The organism is Bathymodiolus heckerae thiotrophic gill symbiont (assembly GCF_900180345.1).
Classification (GTDB): Bacteria; Pseudomonadota; Gammaproteobacteria; order PS1; family Pseudothioglobaceae; genus Thiodubiliella.
Map to the genome: position 1 here is coordinate 1 of NZ_FXLV01000002.1, position 15029 is coordinate 15029.

12 protein-coding genes and 1 tRNA gene are annotated in these 15029 nt (G+C 39.9%); all 13 read left to right on the plus strand.

Annotated elements, in window-relative coordinates; translation table 11 throughout:
- Positions 1-571 (plus strand): EF-Tu C-terminal domain-related protein (locus tag CRYPD_RS00360; RefSeq protein ID WP_244610214.1); only part of this gene is annotated, 571 nt, incomplete at its 5' end.
- Positions 572-663: 92 nt separating this feature from the next.
- Positions 664-739, plus strand: a tRNA-Trp gene (locus tag CRYPD_RS00365).
- A 19-nt stretch (positions 740-758) separates the two neighbouring features.
- Positions 759-1133 carry a preprotein translocase subunit SecE gene (gene secE, locus CRYPD_RS00370; RefSeq protein WP_138145590.1) on the plus strand — a complete coding sequence of 125 codons (375 nt, stop codon included), beginning with the start codon at positions 759-761 and terminating at the stop codon, positions 1131-1133.
- Positions 1134-1145: 12 nt separating this feature from the next.
- Positions 1146-1679, plus strand: a complete 534-nt coding sequence (gene nusG, locus CRYPD_RS00375) for a transcription termination/antitermination protein NusG (RefSeq protein WP_138145591.1) — start codon at positions 1146-1148, stop codon at positions 1677-1679.
- Between the two features lie 80 nt (positions 1680-1759).
- Positions 1760-2188 carry a 50S ribosomal protein L11 gene (gene rplK, locus CRYPD_RS00380; RefSeq protein ID WP_138145592.1) on the plus strand — a complete coding sequence of 143 codons (429 nt, stop codon included), beginning with the start codon at positions 1760-1762 and terminating at the stop codon, positions 2186-2188.
- Positions 2189-2192: 4 nt separating this feature from the next.
- Positions 2193-2888, plus strand: coding sequence for a 50S ribosomal protein L1 (gene rplA, locus CRYPD_RS00385; protein ID WP_138145593.1), 696 nt, complete (start codon positions 2193-2195; stop codon positions 2886-2888).
- 196 nt (positions 2889-3084) lie between these two features.
- Entirely contained in the window at positions 3085-3597 is a 513-nt protein-coding gene (gene rplJ / locus CRYPD_RS00390; protein WP_138145594.1) for a 50S ribosomal protein L10, read from the plus strand.
- 33 nt (positions 3598-3630) lie between these two features.
- Positions 3631-4008 (plus strand): 50S ribosomal protein L7/L12, encoded by a 378-nt coding sequence (rplL, locus tag CRYPD_RS00395; RefSeq protein ID WP_138145595.1) that lies wholly within the window; start codon positions 3631-3633, stop codon positions 4006-4008.
- 178 nt (positions 4009-4186) lie between these two features.
- Positions 4187-8269 carry a DNA-directed RNA polymerase subunit beta gene (gene rpoB / locus CRYPD_RS00400; protein ID WP_138145596.1) on the plus strand — a complete coding sequence of 1361 codons (4083 nt, stop codon included), beginning with the start codon at positions 4187-4189 and terminating at the stop codon, positions 8267-8269.
- Positions 8270-8278: 9 nt separating this feature from the next.
- Entirely contained in the window at positions 8279-12490 is a 4212-nt protein-coding gene (rpoC, locus tag CRYPD_RS00405; RefSeq protein ID WP_138145597.1) for a DNA-directed RNA polymerase subunit beta', read from the plus strand.
- Positions 12491-12629: 139 nt separating this feature from the next.
- A complete protein-coding gene (gene trpE, locus CRYPD_RS00410) occupies positions 12630-14084 on the plus strand; it encodes an anthranilate synthase component I (RefSeq protein ID WP_138145598.1) in 1455 nt (484 codons plus the stop codon).
- Positions 14085-14212: 128 nt separating this feature from the next.
- Positions 14213-14560 carry a sulfur oxidation c-type cytochrome SoxX gene (soxX, locus tag CRYPD_RS00415; protein ID WP_138145599.1) on the plus strand — a complete coding sequence of 116 codons (348 nt, stop codon included), beginning with the start codon at positions 14213-14215 and terminating at the stop codon, positions 14558-14560.
- Positions 14561-14576: 16 nt separating this feature from the next.
- Positions 14577-15020, plus strand: a complete 444-nt coding sequence (locus CRYPD_RS00420; protein ID WP_138145600.1) for a thiosulfate oxidation carrier protein SoxY — start codon at positions 14577-14579, stop codon at positions 15018-15020.
- Positions 15021-15029 lie beyond the last annotated feature (9 nt).

Here is a 15029-nt window from a genome sequence, read left to right on the forward strand (position 1 = left end):
AGACACAGACAAAACCTTTATTATGCCGATTGAAGATGTATTTTCAATCTCTGGTCGTGGTACGGTAGTAACAGGTCGTATTGAAGCAGGTATTGTTAATGTCGGCGATGAATTAGAAATTGTTGGCATTAGAGATACACAGGTTACCACTTGTACAGGTGTTGAAATGTTTAGAAAACTACTTGATTCAGGTGAAGCAGGCGACAATGTTGGCGTCCTACTTCGTGGCACAAAGCGAGAAGATGTAGAGCGTGGTCAAGTATTGGCTAAGCCCGGTTCAATCAAGCCACATTCAAAGTTTGAAGCAGAAGTTTATATCTTAAGCAAAGACGAAGGTGGACGACATACTCCATTCTTTAACAACTACCGTCCACAGTTCTATTTCAGAACCACAGATGTAACAGGTGCTTGTCAATTACCCAAAGATGTAGAGATGGTTATGCCAGGTGATAATGTGAAGATGGAAGTAGAACTTCTCTCTCCAATCGCCATGGAAGATGGTTTAAGATTTGCCATTAGAGAAGGCGGTCGCACAGTGGGTGCGGGTGTGGTTTCTAAGGTGACGGATTAAGGATAAAAGAGTAAGTGGCTTGAGTTGTTCTCAAGTCTTATAAAATACCTTTAGTGGCTCATATGACTACTAAAGGAATTTTTTTTAAATTTAGGCAAGTGGCTCAATTGGTAGAGTGGCGGTCTCCAAAACCGTTGGTTGGGGGTTCGAGTCCCTCCTTGCCTGCCATATTTTTTAAGGATGTAATGTGAGCAAGAGTGTAGAGAATCAAGTAAAAACAGGATCGTCAATAGGAATGATTGCATCAATCCTAATTGTGGTAGGCTTTCTTGTGCTTTTTTATTTAGATCCGTTTGAGTTAAATACAACGCTGTATAAAGTGCTGGTTTTATTGGCGGGTTTGGTACTGGCAGGATTTGTATTTTTCAAATCACCGCAGGGCATCCGATTAAATGCATTTTTTAAAGAAACAAAAATTGAACTACGCAAAGTTGTTTGGCCGACGAAAGATGAAACTATTAAGACAACCGGTATGATTATGGTAGCAGTGGTTATTGTTGCGATTTTCTTGTGGATTGTTGATGCATTTTTCACTTGGGCTGTGCAGCTATTAATAAATTAAGAGGAGTTTTAGATGGCTAAGAGATGGTATGTGCTCCATGCAAGAAGCGGTTATGAAGCGAAAGTAAAGATTGCCATTGAAGAGGGGGTTGCCAGAGAGGGCTTGGAAGACTTGCTTAGCGAGGTTATGATTCCGACTGAGCAAGTGGTAGAGCTTAAAGATGGTCAAAAGAAAACAGCTGAGCGTAAATTTTTCCCAGGCTATATGTTAATCAATATGGAATTAACTGAGCCAAGTTGGTTGTTGGTGAAAAATACCAATAATGTGATTGGGTTTATTGGTGGCTCTTCAGGCAAACCATCGCCAATCACTCAACGAGAAGTTGATAAGATTATGGCACGCGTTCAAGAAGGCACTGACAAACCTAAACCTAAGGTTGCTTATCAGCCGGGTGAAGAAATTTTGGTTATTGACGGACCTTTTAATGAGTTCAATGGTACGGTTGAAGCGGTGGATTATGAAAAGAATTTACTGAAAGTAGAAGTGTTGATTTTTGGGCGTTCTACACCGGTAGAGTTGGCGTTTTCTCAAGTGCAGAAAACTTAATAAAACAACTTTCGAGTTGTGATTTAACAGGGGAGCCTAATCTTGTATTAAGCGTTTGCACCCAAAACTAAGGATAAAAAATGGCTAAAAAAATTGAATCATATATTAAGCTGCAGATTCCAGCACAAGAGGCAAATCCTTCACCGCCAGTAGGTCCAGCATTGGGTCAACATGGTGTGAATATCATGGAATTTTGTAAAGCGTTCAACGCTTCAACACAAGATATCGATAAAGGCATGAAAGTGCCAGTGGTTATCACGGTTTATAGTGACCGTAGTTTTACTTTTATCACCAAGACACCGCCAGCGGCATTGTTGATTTTAAAAGTAACTGGCGTTAAAAAAGGTAGCGGTATGCCACATACTGATAAGGTTGGTAAGATTACTCGCGCACAATTAGAAGAAGTTGCAACGATTAAAATGAAAGATTTGAATGCAAATGATATGGATGCAGCGGTGAATATTATTTCTGGCACAGCCCGTTCAATGGGTATTGAAGTAGAGGGTTGAGAAAATGGCTAAATTAACAAAAAAACAAAAAGAGTTTGCAACAAAAATTGAAGCAGAAAAACGCTATCCAATTATTGATGCACTTAATTTATTAAAAGACTGTTCAATGGCAAAATTTGACGAGTCTATTGATATCAGTATTAATCTTGGTATTGACGCAAATAAATCTGACCAAAATGTGCGTGGCGCAGTAGTATTGCCAAAGGGCACTGGAAAATCAGTTCGTGTTGCAGTATTCACCCAAGGCGACAATGTAGAAAAAGCAAAAGCAGCAGGTGCTGATGTTGTTGGCATGGATGAGTTGATGAAATCAATGCAGGATGGCGACCTGAATTATGATGTGGTGATTGCCTCTCCAGATGCGATGGGTGTTGTGGGTCGCCTAGGTCAAGTGTTAGGCCCTAGAGGCTTAATGCCCAATCCTAAGGTTGGTACAGTAACGCCAGATGTTGCTACTGCAGTTAATAATGCGAAATCGGGTCAGGTGCGTTATCGCACCGATAAAGGAGGTATTATTCATGCTGGCATTGGTAAGGCATCGTTTAGCGCAGAGGCATTGGCTGAAAATATTACCGCTTTAATGGAAGCGTTGAAAAAAGCAAAACCTAGCTCAGCTAAGGGTGTTTATTTCAAAAAAATGAGCATTTCATCAACCATGGGTCCAGGTCTAAGTGTTGATTTGGCGTCGGTTGATATTTAAGTAGCAAGAATTCTTTTGGGTCTTAGATTGTTCTATGACCTCAAAGACCATAGGTGCAAATATTCCTTCTGGAGTATTTGTTTAATTGAGTGGTAACACACTCAGCCTATGTAGAGGGTATGAGAATACTCTAGGATGAAAGTTATACAGATGTATGGCTTTCTTTTTTTAAACTGTTTTTTAGGAGAGAGACAAAATGGCTCTAAATCTTGAAGCAAAAAAAGTTGTTGTCAAACAAGTAAATGCACTCGCTGATGGGTGTATCGCTGTTGGCGTAGCTGAGTATCGTGGATTAACAGTTGAACAAATGACTAATCTTCGTGCTAGTGCAATAGATGCGAATGTTTCTTTACGCGTGGTAAAGAATTCATTGGCAAAAAGAGCGTTAGAGAATACGGCATGTGAGTGTGTAATGCCTGTGCTTAGTGGGCCGGTAATTCTTGGTTTTTCACAAGAAGATCCGGGTGCAGTAGCGCGTGTATTCAATGATTTCGTTAAAGAAAACGAAGATTTAGTTGTTAAGGGTCTAGGCGTTTCAGGTAATTTTGTGGAAGCAAATGAACTTAAACGCATTGCAGATTTACCAACCAAAGATCAAGCGATTAGCTTAGTTATGGCATTGATGTTGGCACCAGTTGAGAAACTAGCGAGAAGTCTAAATGACATTCCTAGCCAAGTAACTCGAGTGGTTTCAGCGATGGCACAATAAAAACAATAATAAATAAAAAAAGGAGTAAATATCATGGCTAAATTAACCAATGAAGATATTTTAAATGCAATTGCTGATATGTCAGTAATGGATGTAGTTGAGCTGGTTTCAGCAATGGAAGAGAAGTTCGGTGTCTCGGCAGCAGCGGCAGCAGCACCAGTAGCAGTAGCAGCAGATGCTGGCGTAGCAGTAGAAGAAAAAGACGAATTTAATGTAATGTTAACTAGTTTTGGTGAGAAGAAAGTCGCTGTTATTAAAGTAGTGCGCAGCATCACAGGTCTTGGGCTTAAAGAAGCAAAAGATATGGTTGAGTCAGCGCCTGTTGCGGTTAAAGAGAGTGTACCTAAAGCGGATGCTGAAGACACTCAAAAGCAGCTTGAAGAAGCGGGTGCTAGCGTAGAACTTAAATAATTAGTTTTGCGTAAACGCCATAATCCCCGTAAGGGGATTTTGGTGTTTTTTTGCACTCCCAATAAGTGCTTTCAGTCTATAGATTTTTTATAGACCGACCTAATTACTAAAAAGACTTTCTTAGAAGAAAGTTTTTTAAAAGATGTTAAATTGTAAGATTAAATAATGCGAGGTATTCATGGCTTATTCATTTACTGAAAAAAAGCGAATTAGAAATAATTTCGGCTCAAGAGAATCAATTTTAACTGAACCAGATTTACTGGCTATTCAGATTGAATCATTCAATGGTTTTATTCAGGCTGGCAGAAAAGAAAAAGAGGATGCTGGTTTGCATGCAGTTTTTCAATCTGTCTTTCCAATCACGGCAAATAACGGCTATGCAGAAATTGAATATGTGAATTATAAATTACAAGAACCAAAGTTTAATGTTGAAGAATGTAAATTGCGTGGTGCTACTTTTGCCTCAATATTGCGGGTTAAACTAAACCTAGTTTTATTTGATAAGAATGGCTCAACTTTAAAGAAAAAACGCAAAGTTAAGCAAATTATTGAAGAAGATGTGTATTTAGGTCAATTACCTTTGATGACCGAAACAGGCACCTTTGTTATTAATGGCACAGAGCGAGTTGTGGTGTCTCAACTGCACAGATCTCCTGGTGTGATTTTTGAACACGATAAAGGCAAGACGCACTCTTCAGGCAAGATTTTATTCTCATCTCGTATTATTCCTTACCGCGGTTCGTGGTTGGATTTTGAGTTTGACCATCACGAGCATTTATATGTGCGAATTGACCGTCGTCGTAAGTTGCCGGTAACCACACTATTGCGTGCAATGGGTCTTGACTCAAATACAATTCTTGATACTTTTTTTGAGAAAGTTAATGTCAAACTTAAGGCAAAATCTTGTGATGTGAGTTTGTCGCCTGAAAAATTAAAAGGCACGATTGCTGAATTTGATATTACCTCAGGTAAAGATGTGGTGGTTGAAAAAGGTCGCCGTATTACTGCCAAACACGCAAAACTTCTAGAAAAAGCGGGCATAAAATTCATTAACATGCCGCTTGAGTATTTATTAGATAAAGTGGTTTCGCAAGATTTAATTGATAAGGAAACAGGTGAAATTTTAATCGCTGCTAATAGTGTGGTTACTGAAGAAGTACTGGCAGTTATCACTGGCAATAAAGTTAAAAAACTTGAAATTCTATATGTCAATGAATCTGAGACAGGGGCTTATATTTCTGACACCTTGCGCTTGGATGAGACACAAACTGAAATTGAAGCACGCATGTCCATTTATCATGTGATGCGCCCAGGTGAGCCAGCAACAGAAGATGCGGTTAATTTATTATTTAATAATTTGTTCTTTAAGAATGAACGCTATGACCTTTCTAAAGTAGGCCGTATGAAGCTTAACCGCCGTTTGGGTATTGACTCGGAAACGGGCATACATGTATTAGCAAACGAAGATATTTTGAATGTTATTAAATTACTGATTGATATTAAAGATGGTAAAGATTCAGTTGATGATGTTGATACGCTTGCTAACAGACGCGTTAGAGCGATTGGTGAAATGATTGAAAACCAATTTAGAATCGGTTTAGTGCGTGTTGAAAAAGCAGTCAAAGAAGGCTTGAACTTGGCTGAAACAGACGAACTGACTCCACAAGATTTGATTAACTCGAATCCAGTATCCGCTGCTGTTAGAGAGTTTTTTGGTTCTTCTCAGTTGTCGCAGTTTATGGATCAAGTTAACCCGTTATCAGGGGTTACACATAAGCGCCGTATTTCTGCCTTAGGTCCCGGCGGTTTGACTCGTGAGCGAGCTGGCTTTGAAGTGCGTGATGTGCATCCATCGCACTATGGTCGCCTATGTCCAATTGAAACGCCAGAAGGTCCAAACATTGGCTTGATTAACACTTTGGCAGTTTACGCTAAAACCAATAATTATGGTTTCTTGGAAACTCCTTATCAGATAGTTAAGAACGGCAAAGTGACACACGAAATTATCTATGTTTCTGCGATTGATGAAATCGCACATACGATTGCACAGGCAAATGCCAATATTGATACAAAAGGCAAACTGATGGATGATTTGATTTCTTGTCGTCATAAAAATGAATTTGTTTTGGTGAATTCCACAGATGTAACTTTGATTGATATTGATTCTAAGCAAATCTCATCGGTGGCAGCGTCGTTGATTCCCTTCTTAGAGCACGATGATGCAAACCGTGCCTTAATGGGTTCAAATATGCAACGCCAAGCTGTTCCTGTATTAAAAGCCGAAAAGCCTTTGGTTGGCACAGGTATTGAGCGAGTGGTGGCAATTGATTCTCGTGTTTGCGTGACAGCTAAGCATAGCGGTGTGGTTGAGGCAGTTGATGCTTCTCGCATTGTGATTCGTGTGGATTCTAAACAAGCTAAAGCAGGCGAACTGGGTGTTGATATTTACAATCTTACTAAATACGCTCGTTCTAATCAAAATACCTGTATTAACCAAAAACCTTTGGTTAAAGCTGGCGATAAAATAGTGGCAGGTGATGTCTTGGCTGACGGTCCTTCAACTGATTTAGGGGAATTGGCATTAGGTCAAAATATGAAAATTGCCTTTATGCCATGGAATGGTTATAACTTTGAAGATTCAATTTTAATCTCTGAGCGAGTGATACAAGAAGACCGCTACACCACAATTCACATTGAAGAGCTTACTGCCTACGCACGAGACACCACGCTAGGTCCTGAGGAAATTACCGCTGATATTCCAAATGTTAGTGAATCTGCTTTGTCTAAATTGGACGAAGTGGGTGTAGTTTATGTCGGTGCTAGGGTCAAGGGTGGCGATATTCTAGTGGGCAAGGTAACCCCTAAGAGTGAAACGGTGCTTTCTCCAGAAGAGAAATTATTGCGTGCTATTTTTGGCGAAAAAGCCAGCAGCGTTAAAGACTCTTCATTGCGTATTGGTGCATCAAAATCCGGTGTGGTTATCGATGTGCAAATCTTTACCCGTGATCGCATTGAAAAAGATACCAGAGCGTTGAGTATTGACGAAAGTCGTTTGGCAAAAATCAGAAAAGATATTGACGATGAGTTTGGTATTATTGATGGCGATATTTACCGCCGTATTCGTACAAAACTTTCAGGCAATATGGTAACAAAAGGTGTGGGCAATATTGAGGCAGGTGATAAATTAAATGCCAAAATAATGCGACCTTTAGAAGAAATTGATTTTGCCAAACTTAGGGTAAAAGATGCCGCTGTTAATAAAGAAGTGGCAGCATTAGTCAAACAAGCCAAAGTAAAACGAGATGAATTTGATGTATTCTTTGAAAACGAACGCACCAAGATTGATGAAGGTGCAGAATTGCCACCAGGTGTAATGAAGATGGTTAAAGTTTATGTGGCAACGCGTAAAACATTGCAAGTGGGTGATAAAATGGCAGGTCGTCATGGTAATAAGGGTGTTATTTCACGCGTTTCTCCAGTGGAAGATATGCCTTATTTAGCAGATGGATCTACTGTTGATGTGGTACTTAATCCATTAGGCGTTCCTTCTCGAATGAATGTTGGTCAGGTATTAGAAGTTCACTTGGGCTATGCAGCCAAAGGCTTAGGTTACAAGATTGCTGCTATGTTGGATGAAAAACGCACTGAAATGGTAGTAGAAATTAGAGATTTCTTGGATAAAGTTTATAATTCTCATGGCAAGAAAGAAAATTTAGACTCGTTTAATGATGATGAAATCATTGAATTGGCTAATAACTTGCGCACAGGCGTGCCGATGGCAACGCCAGTATTTGACGGCATTAAAGAAGACGATATTAAATCATTATTAAGGTTGGCTGATTTACCAGAATCTGGTCAAGAGCAGCTTTATGATGGTCGTACAGGTGAAGCATTTGACCGCCCAGTAACGGTGGGTTATATGCATATGTTAAAACTCAATCACTTGGTTGATGACAAGATGCATGCGCGTTCAACAGGCCCTTACTCATTAGTCACACAGCAACCACTAAGCGGTAAAGCGCAATTTGGTGGTCAACGCTTTGGTGAAATGGAAGTTTGGGCACTTGAGGCTTATGGTGCGGCACACACATTGCGTGAAATGTTAACGGTCAAATCAGATGATGTGGCAGGTCGTGCGAAGATGTATAAGAGTATTGTTGATGGTGTGAACTTAACGGAATCAGTGATGCCAGAATCCTTTAATGTATTGATTAAAGAGATTCGCTCGCTGGGTATTGATGTTGAATTGGAACAAAATTAGGAGAGTTGTATGAAAGATTTATTAGCGATTTTAAAAAATCAAAACAAAGAGCAAGATTTTGATGCAATTAGAGTTGGACTGGCTTCTCCTGAGAAGATTCGTTCATGGTCATATGGTGAGGTAAAAAAACCTGAAACCATTAACTATCGTACTTTTAAGCCTGAACGCGAAGGTTTGTTCTGTGCCAAAGTTTTTGGACCTATGAAAGACTTTGAATGTTTATGTGGTAAATACAAGCGTATGAAGTTTCGCAATGTGGTGTGTGAAAAATGTGGTGTTGAAGTAACGCTATCAAAGGTTCGTCGTGAGCGCATGGGTCATATTAACTTAGCAGCACCTGTGGCACATATTTGGTATTTAAAATCACTTCCATCTCGCTTGGGATTATTGATGGACATGACCCTAAAAGACATTGAACGAGTGTTGTATTTTGAAGCATTTTTAGTTACTGATCCAGGCAACACACCGCTCACGCATAAACAATTATTGACTGAAGAGATGTATTTTGATGCATTAGATGAATTTGGTGACGATGAGTTTGAGGCAAAAATGGGTGCAGAAGCCATTCAAGATGTCCTCAAAGATATGCAGCTTGAAAAAGAAGCAGCTAATTTGCGTGAAGACAGTCTAAATACCAAGAGTCAGACCAAACTCAAAAAGTACAATAAGCGTTTAAAGTTGATTGATTCTTTAATCCAATCAGGTAACAAACCTGAGTGGATGGTACTTAATGTGTTGCCAATTTTGCCGCCAGATTTGCGCCCATTAGTGCCGTTAGATGGCGGACGATTTGCCACTTCTGATTTGAATGATTTATACCGTCGAGTGATTAATCGTAACAACCGTTTAGCGCGTTTGTTGGAATTAGATGCACCTGAAATCATTGTGCGTAATGAAAAAAGAATGTTACAAGAAGCGGTAGATTCACTGATTGATAACGGTCGTCGTGGTCGTGCAGTGATGGGCAATAATCGCCGTCCGCTTAAGTCAATTGCTGACATGATTAAAGGCAAACAAGGTCGTTTCCGTCAAAACTTACTAGGTAAGCGAGTTGATTATTCAGGGCGTTCGGTGATTGTTTGTGGTCCTTATCTTAAATTACATCAGTGTGGTCTACCTAAGAAAATGGCATTGGAATTATTCAAGCCATTTATCTACAATCGCTTGCAAGCACAGAATTTAGCATCAACTATTAAAGCGGCAAAAAAAATGGTAGAAGCAGAAACACCAGAAGTTTGGGATATTTTAGAAAAAGTTGTACATCAACATCCAGTGTTACTAAACCGTGCACCTACCTTGCACCGTTTGGGCATCCAAGCGTTTGAGCCGTTATTGATTGAAGGTAAGGCAATTCAATTACACCCCTTGGTTTGTGGTGCATTTAACGCCGACTTTGATGGTGACCAAATGGCAGTACATGTGCCGCTATCTGAAGAGGCGCAATTAGAAGCAAGAACCTTAATGTTGGCTTCTAACAATGTCTTACACCTCGCAAGTGGTGAGCCAATTATCGTACCTTCGCAGGATGTGATTTTGGGTCTTTACTATATGACTCGTGATATGATAAACCAAAAAGGTGAGGGCATGATTTTTGCCAATGCAGCTGAGGCGCTGAATGCCTATGAGTCAGGTGCAACTACTTTGCATGCAAAAGTTAAATTGCGTATTCAGGATTATGAAAAAGTTGATGGTAAATATCAGCCAAGTAGTAAACGCATTGTTGATACCACTGTTGGTCGTACGATTTTCTCAAGAATTCTACCAAACGGCTTGTCATTTGACTTGATTAATCAAGCCATCAGTAAAAAAGTTGTATCAAAATTAATTCATATTTGCTATCAAACGCAAGAATTAAAAGACACTGTGATTTTTGCTGATCAAATGATGTATATGGGCTTCCAGTATTCAACTAAATCAGGTATCTCATTCTGTTCAAACGATATGACCATTCCAGATACCAAGGAAGGCATGATTGACGAGGCGAAAACACAAGTCAAAGAGGTTCAAAAACAGTATGCACAAGGTGTGGTTACCGATGGCGAGCGCTATAACAAAGTGATTGATATTTGGTCACGCACTTCCGAAAAGGTGGCAAAAGCGATGATGGACGAAATTGGTTTTGATGATTTTGTTAATGCCGAAGGTAAAACTGAAAAATTACCTTCCTTTAACTCGGTTTATATGATGGCTGATTCTGGTGCTAGGGGGTCTCCTGCACAAATGCGTCAATTAGCAGGTATGCGTGGTTTAATGGCAAAACCAGACGGCTCAATCATTGAAACGCCGATTACTTCAAACTTCCGTGAAGGCTTGAATAATATGCAATACTTTATTTCAACACACGGTGCACGAAAAGGTTTGGCTGATACTGCACTTAAAACAGCGAATTCAGGCTACCTGACGCGTCGTTTGGTTGATGTTGCACAAGATTTGGTGGTCAATCAAGATGATTGCGGTACAGAAAATGGCTTGATGATGAAGGCGACTATTGAAGGTGGCAATATTGTACAAACCTTAGGTGATGCAGTATTAGGTCGAGTAATGGCCGAAGATATCTTGGTGCCAGATTCGACAAAAGTATTATTACCTAAAGGTCATTTAGTTACCTTAGAGGATTCAGACAAAATTAATGAGTTAGGCGTAGAGTCTATTAAGGCACGCTCTACCATTACTTGTAGTGCGCGTTATGGCGTGTGTTCTTCTTGTTACGGTAACGATATGGCACGAGGACACAAAATTGGTGTTGGCGAGGCTGTGGGTGTAATTGCAGCGCAGTCAATTGGCGAGCCTGGTACACAGTTAACAATGCGTACTTTCCACATTGGTGGTGCAGCATCTGCATCAACGGTAGTGAGTAGCGTTAATATTGATAACGATGGTGTGGCACATTTTGAAAACCTTAAATCGATTACTAATGCAAGTGGTGATTTGGTGGTGATTTCCCGTTCTTCTGAGGTTACTATTCGTAACGCCAAAGGTCAAGAAGTTGAACGCTATAAGATTCCTTATGGTGCGATTGTTCACATTCAAAATAGTGGTGCAGTTAAAGCAAAAGATAAAATTGCTGATTGGGATCCACACACACATCCAATTATTTCCGAGCAAGCAGGTCGTGTGGTTTTTGTTGATTTTGTAGAAGGCGTTACCGTTAATAAAAACACCGATCCACTTACTGGACTTAACTTTTTTGAAATGATTGATGAAGGCGAACGCTCTTCAATGGCAAAAGGATTGAAGCCAATGATTAAGGTGGTTGATGAGCAAGATTCTGAGATGATGTTGTCCACACATTATTTGCCATCAGAGGTTAAGATTACCTTAGAAGACAACCAAGTGATTACCGCAGGTGAGGTATTGGCAAAAATTCCTAAAGACCAATCTAAAACCAGTGATATTACGGGGGGTTTGCCGCGTGTTGCAGACTTGTTTGAAGCACGAAAAGCCAAGGATCACTCTATTCTTGCAGAAGCAAGTGGTATTGTTAGTTTTGGCAATCCAACCAAGAGCAAGGAACGCCTAATCATCACCTCAGAAGAAGGCGAGGTCATTGAGATGATGATTCATAAATGGCGTCAAATCAATGTATTTGATGGCGAAACGGTCGAAAAAGGTGATGTGATTTCTGATGGACCCTCAAATCCACACGATATTCTACGCTTATTAGGAGTAGAGGCATTGGCGAGCTATGTGGTTAAAGAAGTGCAGAATGTTTATCGTCTACAAGGCGTTAATATTTCTGATAAGCACATTGAAGTAATTGTTAAGCAAATGTTACGCAAGGTAGAAGTGCTTGATATAGGTGATTCTAGCTTAGTGAACGGTGAAACAGCCGAGTATGCTCGTGTGATTGAAATGAACAAACAATTAGTAGCGCAAGGCAAAGACCCAGTGGTTTATCAAAGGTTGTTGATGGGTATTACTAAGGCATCATTGGCGACAGAGTCATTTATTTCTGCAGCATCATTCCAAGAGACAACGCGTGTGTTAACTGAGGCATCGACTACAGGTCGTGTTGATAATTTACTGGGACTTAAAGAAAATGTTATTGTTGGTCGTTTAATTCCAGCGGGCACAGGCTTTGTGTATCACCAAGAACGCCGTGCACGCCGTGCACGCCGTGCAGAAAACATCGTGCAAGCAGCAGAAGCAGAAGCAGCGCTTTCGGCTGAATTGAGTGAAGCAGAGGCAAAAGTAGAGGTGCAAGTGCCTGCTGAGGAATGAGTGTTATAGACTTTGACAAGGTTTAAGTCTTGTCATTGCTAAATAAAAAACCGTGCTAATGTAAGTTAGTGCGGTTTTTTATGTTTCAAGGTTTGCATAATTGTATAAAGTATTCATATTAGTGGTTTAAAATATGATTATGAATAAAGTAAATTTTGATAAATATGTGACTGAGGGGTATAACCACATCCCAGTTTATAAATCCTTAGAAATTGATACAGACACCGCATTAGGCTTGTATTTAAAATTGGCCAACAAGCCTTATTCTTATCTTTTTGAATCGGTTGAAGGTGGTAAAAAATGGGGTCGTTATTCTATAATTGGTTTGGCGGCAAAAACTGTTATTAAAGTCTTTGATTTTAATGTGCGTATTGAGCATCAGGGTGAATTACTTGAGTCCAATACAGTGGCAGACCCATTAGTGTGGGTTGAGCAGTATTTGGCACAATACAAGGTGCCACAATTAGATGAATTGCCGGATTTTAATGGTGGTTTGGTGGGGTATTTTGGTTATGAGATTGTTCGTTATATCGAACCAAAATTATCCACAATCAACAAACCAGATGAATTGAATACACCTGATATTTTACTCATGCTGTCTGATGATTTGGTGGTGTTTGACAACCTATTAAATCAAGCATTTGTTATTACCCATATCGATCCAAACAAACAAAGTTACGAAGATGCACAAGTGAGATTGGATGAAATTTCAACCCAAATTCAAGTGCCATTTGAACATACACAGTATCAATCGGATAATCTGAGTGAACAAGATTTTGTTTCAAGTTTTGGCGAGGAAAATTACAAGTCAGCAGTTCAAAAAATTCAGCAATATATTGTGGCAGGGGATGTAATGCAAGTGGTGCTATCGCAGCGACTAAGTGCCAAATTTAGCGCTCCACCAATTGAATTGTATCGTCAATTGCGCCGCCTAAGCCCATCACCTTATATGTATTATCTTAATTTAGGCGATACTACGATTGTTGGCTCATCGCCTGAAATTTTAACCCGTGTTGATAAAGACAGACGAGCAACAGTGCGTCCGCTCGCTGGTACTCGTTCTCGTGGTCAAAACGAAGAAGAGGATTTGGCGTTGGAAAAAGAGTTACTAGCAGATGAAAAGGAAATTGCTGAGCATTTGATGTTGATTGATTTGGGGCGTAATGACCTTGGACGGATTGCCAAGACTGGCAGCGTTAAACTTACTAATAAAATGTTTATTGAGCGCTATTCACATGTGATGCATATTGCCTCAAATGTTGAATGTGAATTGCAAGAGGGAATGAGTGCGATTGATGTGCTAAGAGCCACTTTCCCCGCAGGCACACTGAGTGGTGCGCCAAAAGTGCGAGCAATGGAGATTATTAACGAAGTTGAGCCGTTGAAACGCAATATTTATTCAGGGGCAATTGGCTATCTTTCTTGGCACGGTTGTATGGATATGGCAATCGCTATTCGCACAGCAGTTATTAAAGATGAAATGATATATATTCAAGCGGGTGCAGGTATTGTGCATGATTCAGTGCCACAGCCCGAATGGGATGAAACCTTGCATAAGGCGCGTGCATTAATCAAAGCCGCAGAACGAGTTTAGCATATCATAATATTAGGCTTTAATAATAGTCTTGCATTCGTTTGTAATTTGAGTATTATGCGTATCTAGTTAGTTTTTATGAATTTGACTATAAGTTTTATTTTTTTTAAACAAGTGAGGAGAGAAGTATGAAAAAAAGCATTTCTGTCTCAGTGGTTGTCACCTTGGCGACATTATTTGTAATGCCAATGGAAGTAGCCGCTAAAGACGCAATGACAGGCAAAGAGATTGCCTTTGATCGTAAATTGGGCAATTGCCTAAGTTGTCATTCGATTGCAGGTGGATCGCAACCAGGCAATGTTGGGCCGCCGTTGATTGCGATGAAAGCAAGATTCCCAAATAGGGCTGTATTAAGGGCTCAAATTTGGGATCCAACGGTTAAAAATCCAAATTCTTTAATGCCGCCATTTGGTAAGCATAAAGCATTATCTGAAAACCAGATTGATAAGGTTACAGATTTTATTCATTCATTATAATTTTAAGGAGATCACAATGAAAAGAAGATTATTTTTAAAAAGTGCAATGGCAGGTTCTGCTGTTGTAACAGCGGTAGGTGCAGGCTTACTAACACCATCAGCAGTTTTTGCTGCAACGGCAGATTTTAAAGCAAAATCTGATACGGCAATGAAAAATGCATCAAGCGCAGGCAAAGGTTCGTTTAAATTTAAAACACCTAAAATCGCTGAAAATGGTGCAGTCGTTCCAATGGAAGTCAATGCCTCTAAGATGAGTAATGTGACTAATATTTCTTTCTTGGTAAGGGAAAATAGCACGCCATTAGCGGTATCATTCAATCTGTTTGGAGCAGTTGGTTTTGCTTCTGCTCGCGTTAAGATGGGTAAAACTTCAAAAGTAGATGCGCTGGTTACTGCAGATGGTTCTACGACGAAAGTAACGAAAGAAGTTAAAGTAACAATTGGCGGCTGCGGCGGTTAATTCAACATA

What these genes read in the sequence shown, in the direction of transcription:
- nusG (WP_138145591.1), top strand. Translation starts at nt 1,146, where the DNA reads ATGGCTAAGAGATGGTATGTGCTCCATGCAAGAAGCGGTTATGAAGCG.
- rplK (WP_138145592.1), top strand. Translation starts at nt 1,760, where the DNA reads ATGGCTAAAAAAATTGAATCATATATTAAGCTGCAGATTCCAGCACAA.
- rplA (WP_138145593.1), top strand. Translation starts at nt 2,193, where the DNA reads ATGGCTAAATTAACAAAAAAACAAAAAGAGTTTGCAACAAAAATTGAA.
- rplJ (WP_138145594.1), top strand. Translation starts at nt 3,085, where the DNA reads ATGGCTCTAAATCTTGAAGCAAAAAAAGTTGTTGTCAAACAAGTAAAT.
- rplL (WP_138145595.1), top strand. Translation starts at nt 3,631, where the DNA reads ATGGCTAAATTAACCAATGAAGATATTTTAAATGCAATTGCTGATATG.
- rpoB (WP_138145596.1), top strand. Translation starts at nt 4,187, where the DNA reads ATGGCTTATTCATTTACTGAAAAAAAGCGAATTAGAAATAATTTCGGC.
- rpoC (WP_138145597.1), top strand. Translation starts at nt 8,279, where the DNA reads ATGAAAGATTTATTAGCGATTTTAAAAAATCAAAACAAAGAGCAAGAT.
- trpE (WP_138145598.1), top strand. Translation starts at nt 12,630, where the DNA reads ATGAATAAAGTAAATTTTGATAAATATGTGACTGAGGGGTATAACCAC.
- soxX (WP_138145599.1), top strand. Translation starts at nt 14,213, where the DNA reads ATGAAAAAAAGCATTTCTGTCTCAGTGGTTGTCACCTTGGCGACATTA.
- CRYPD_RS00420 (WP_138145600.1), top strand. Translation starts at nt 14,577, where the DNA reads ATGAAAAGAAGATTATTTTTAAAAAGTGCAATGGCAGGTTCTGCTGTT.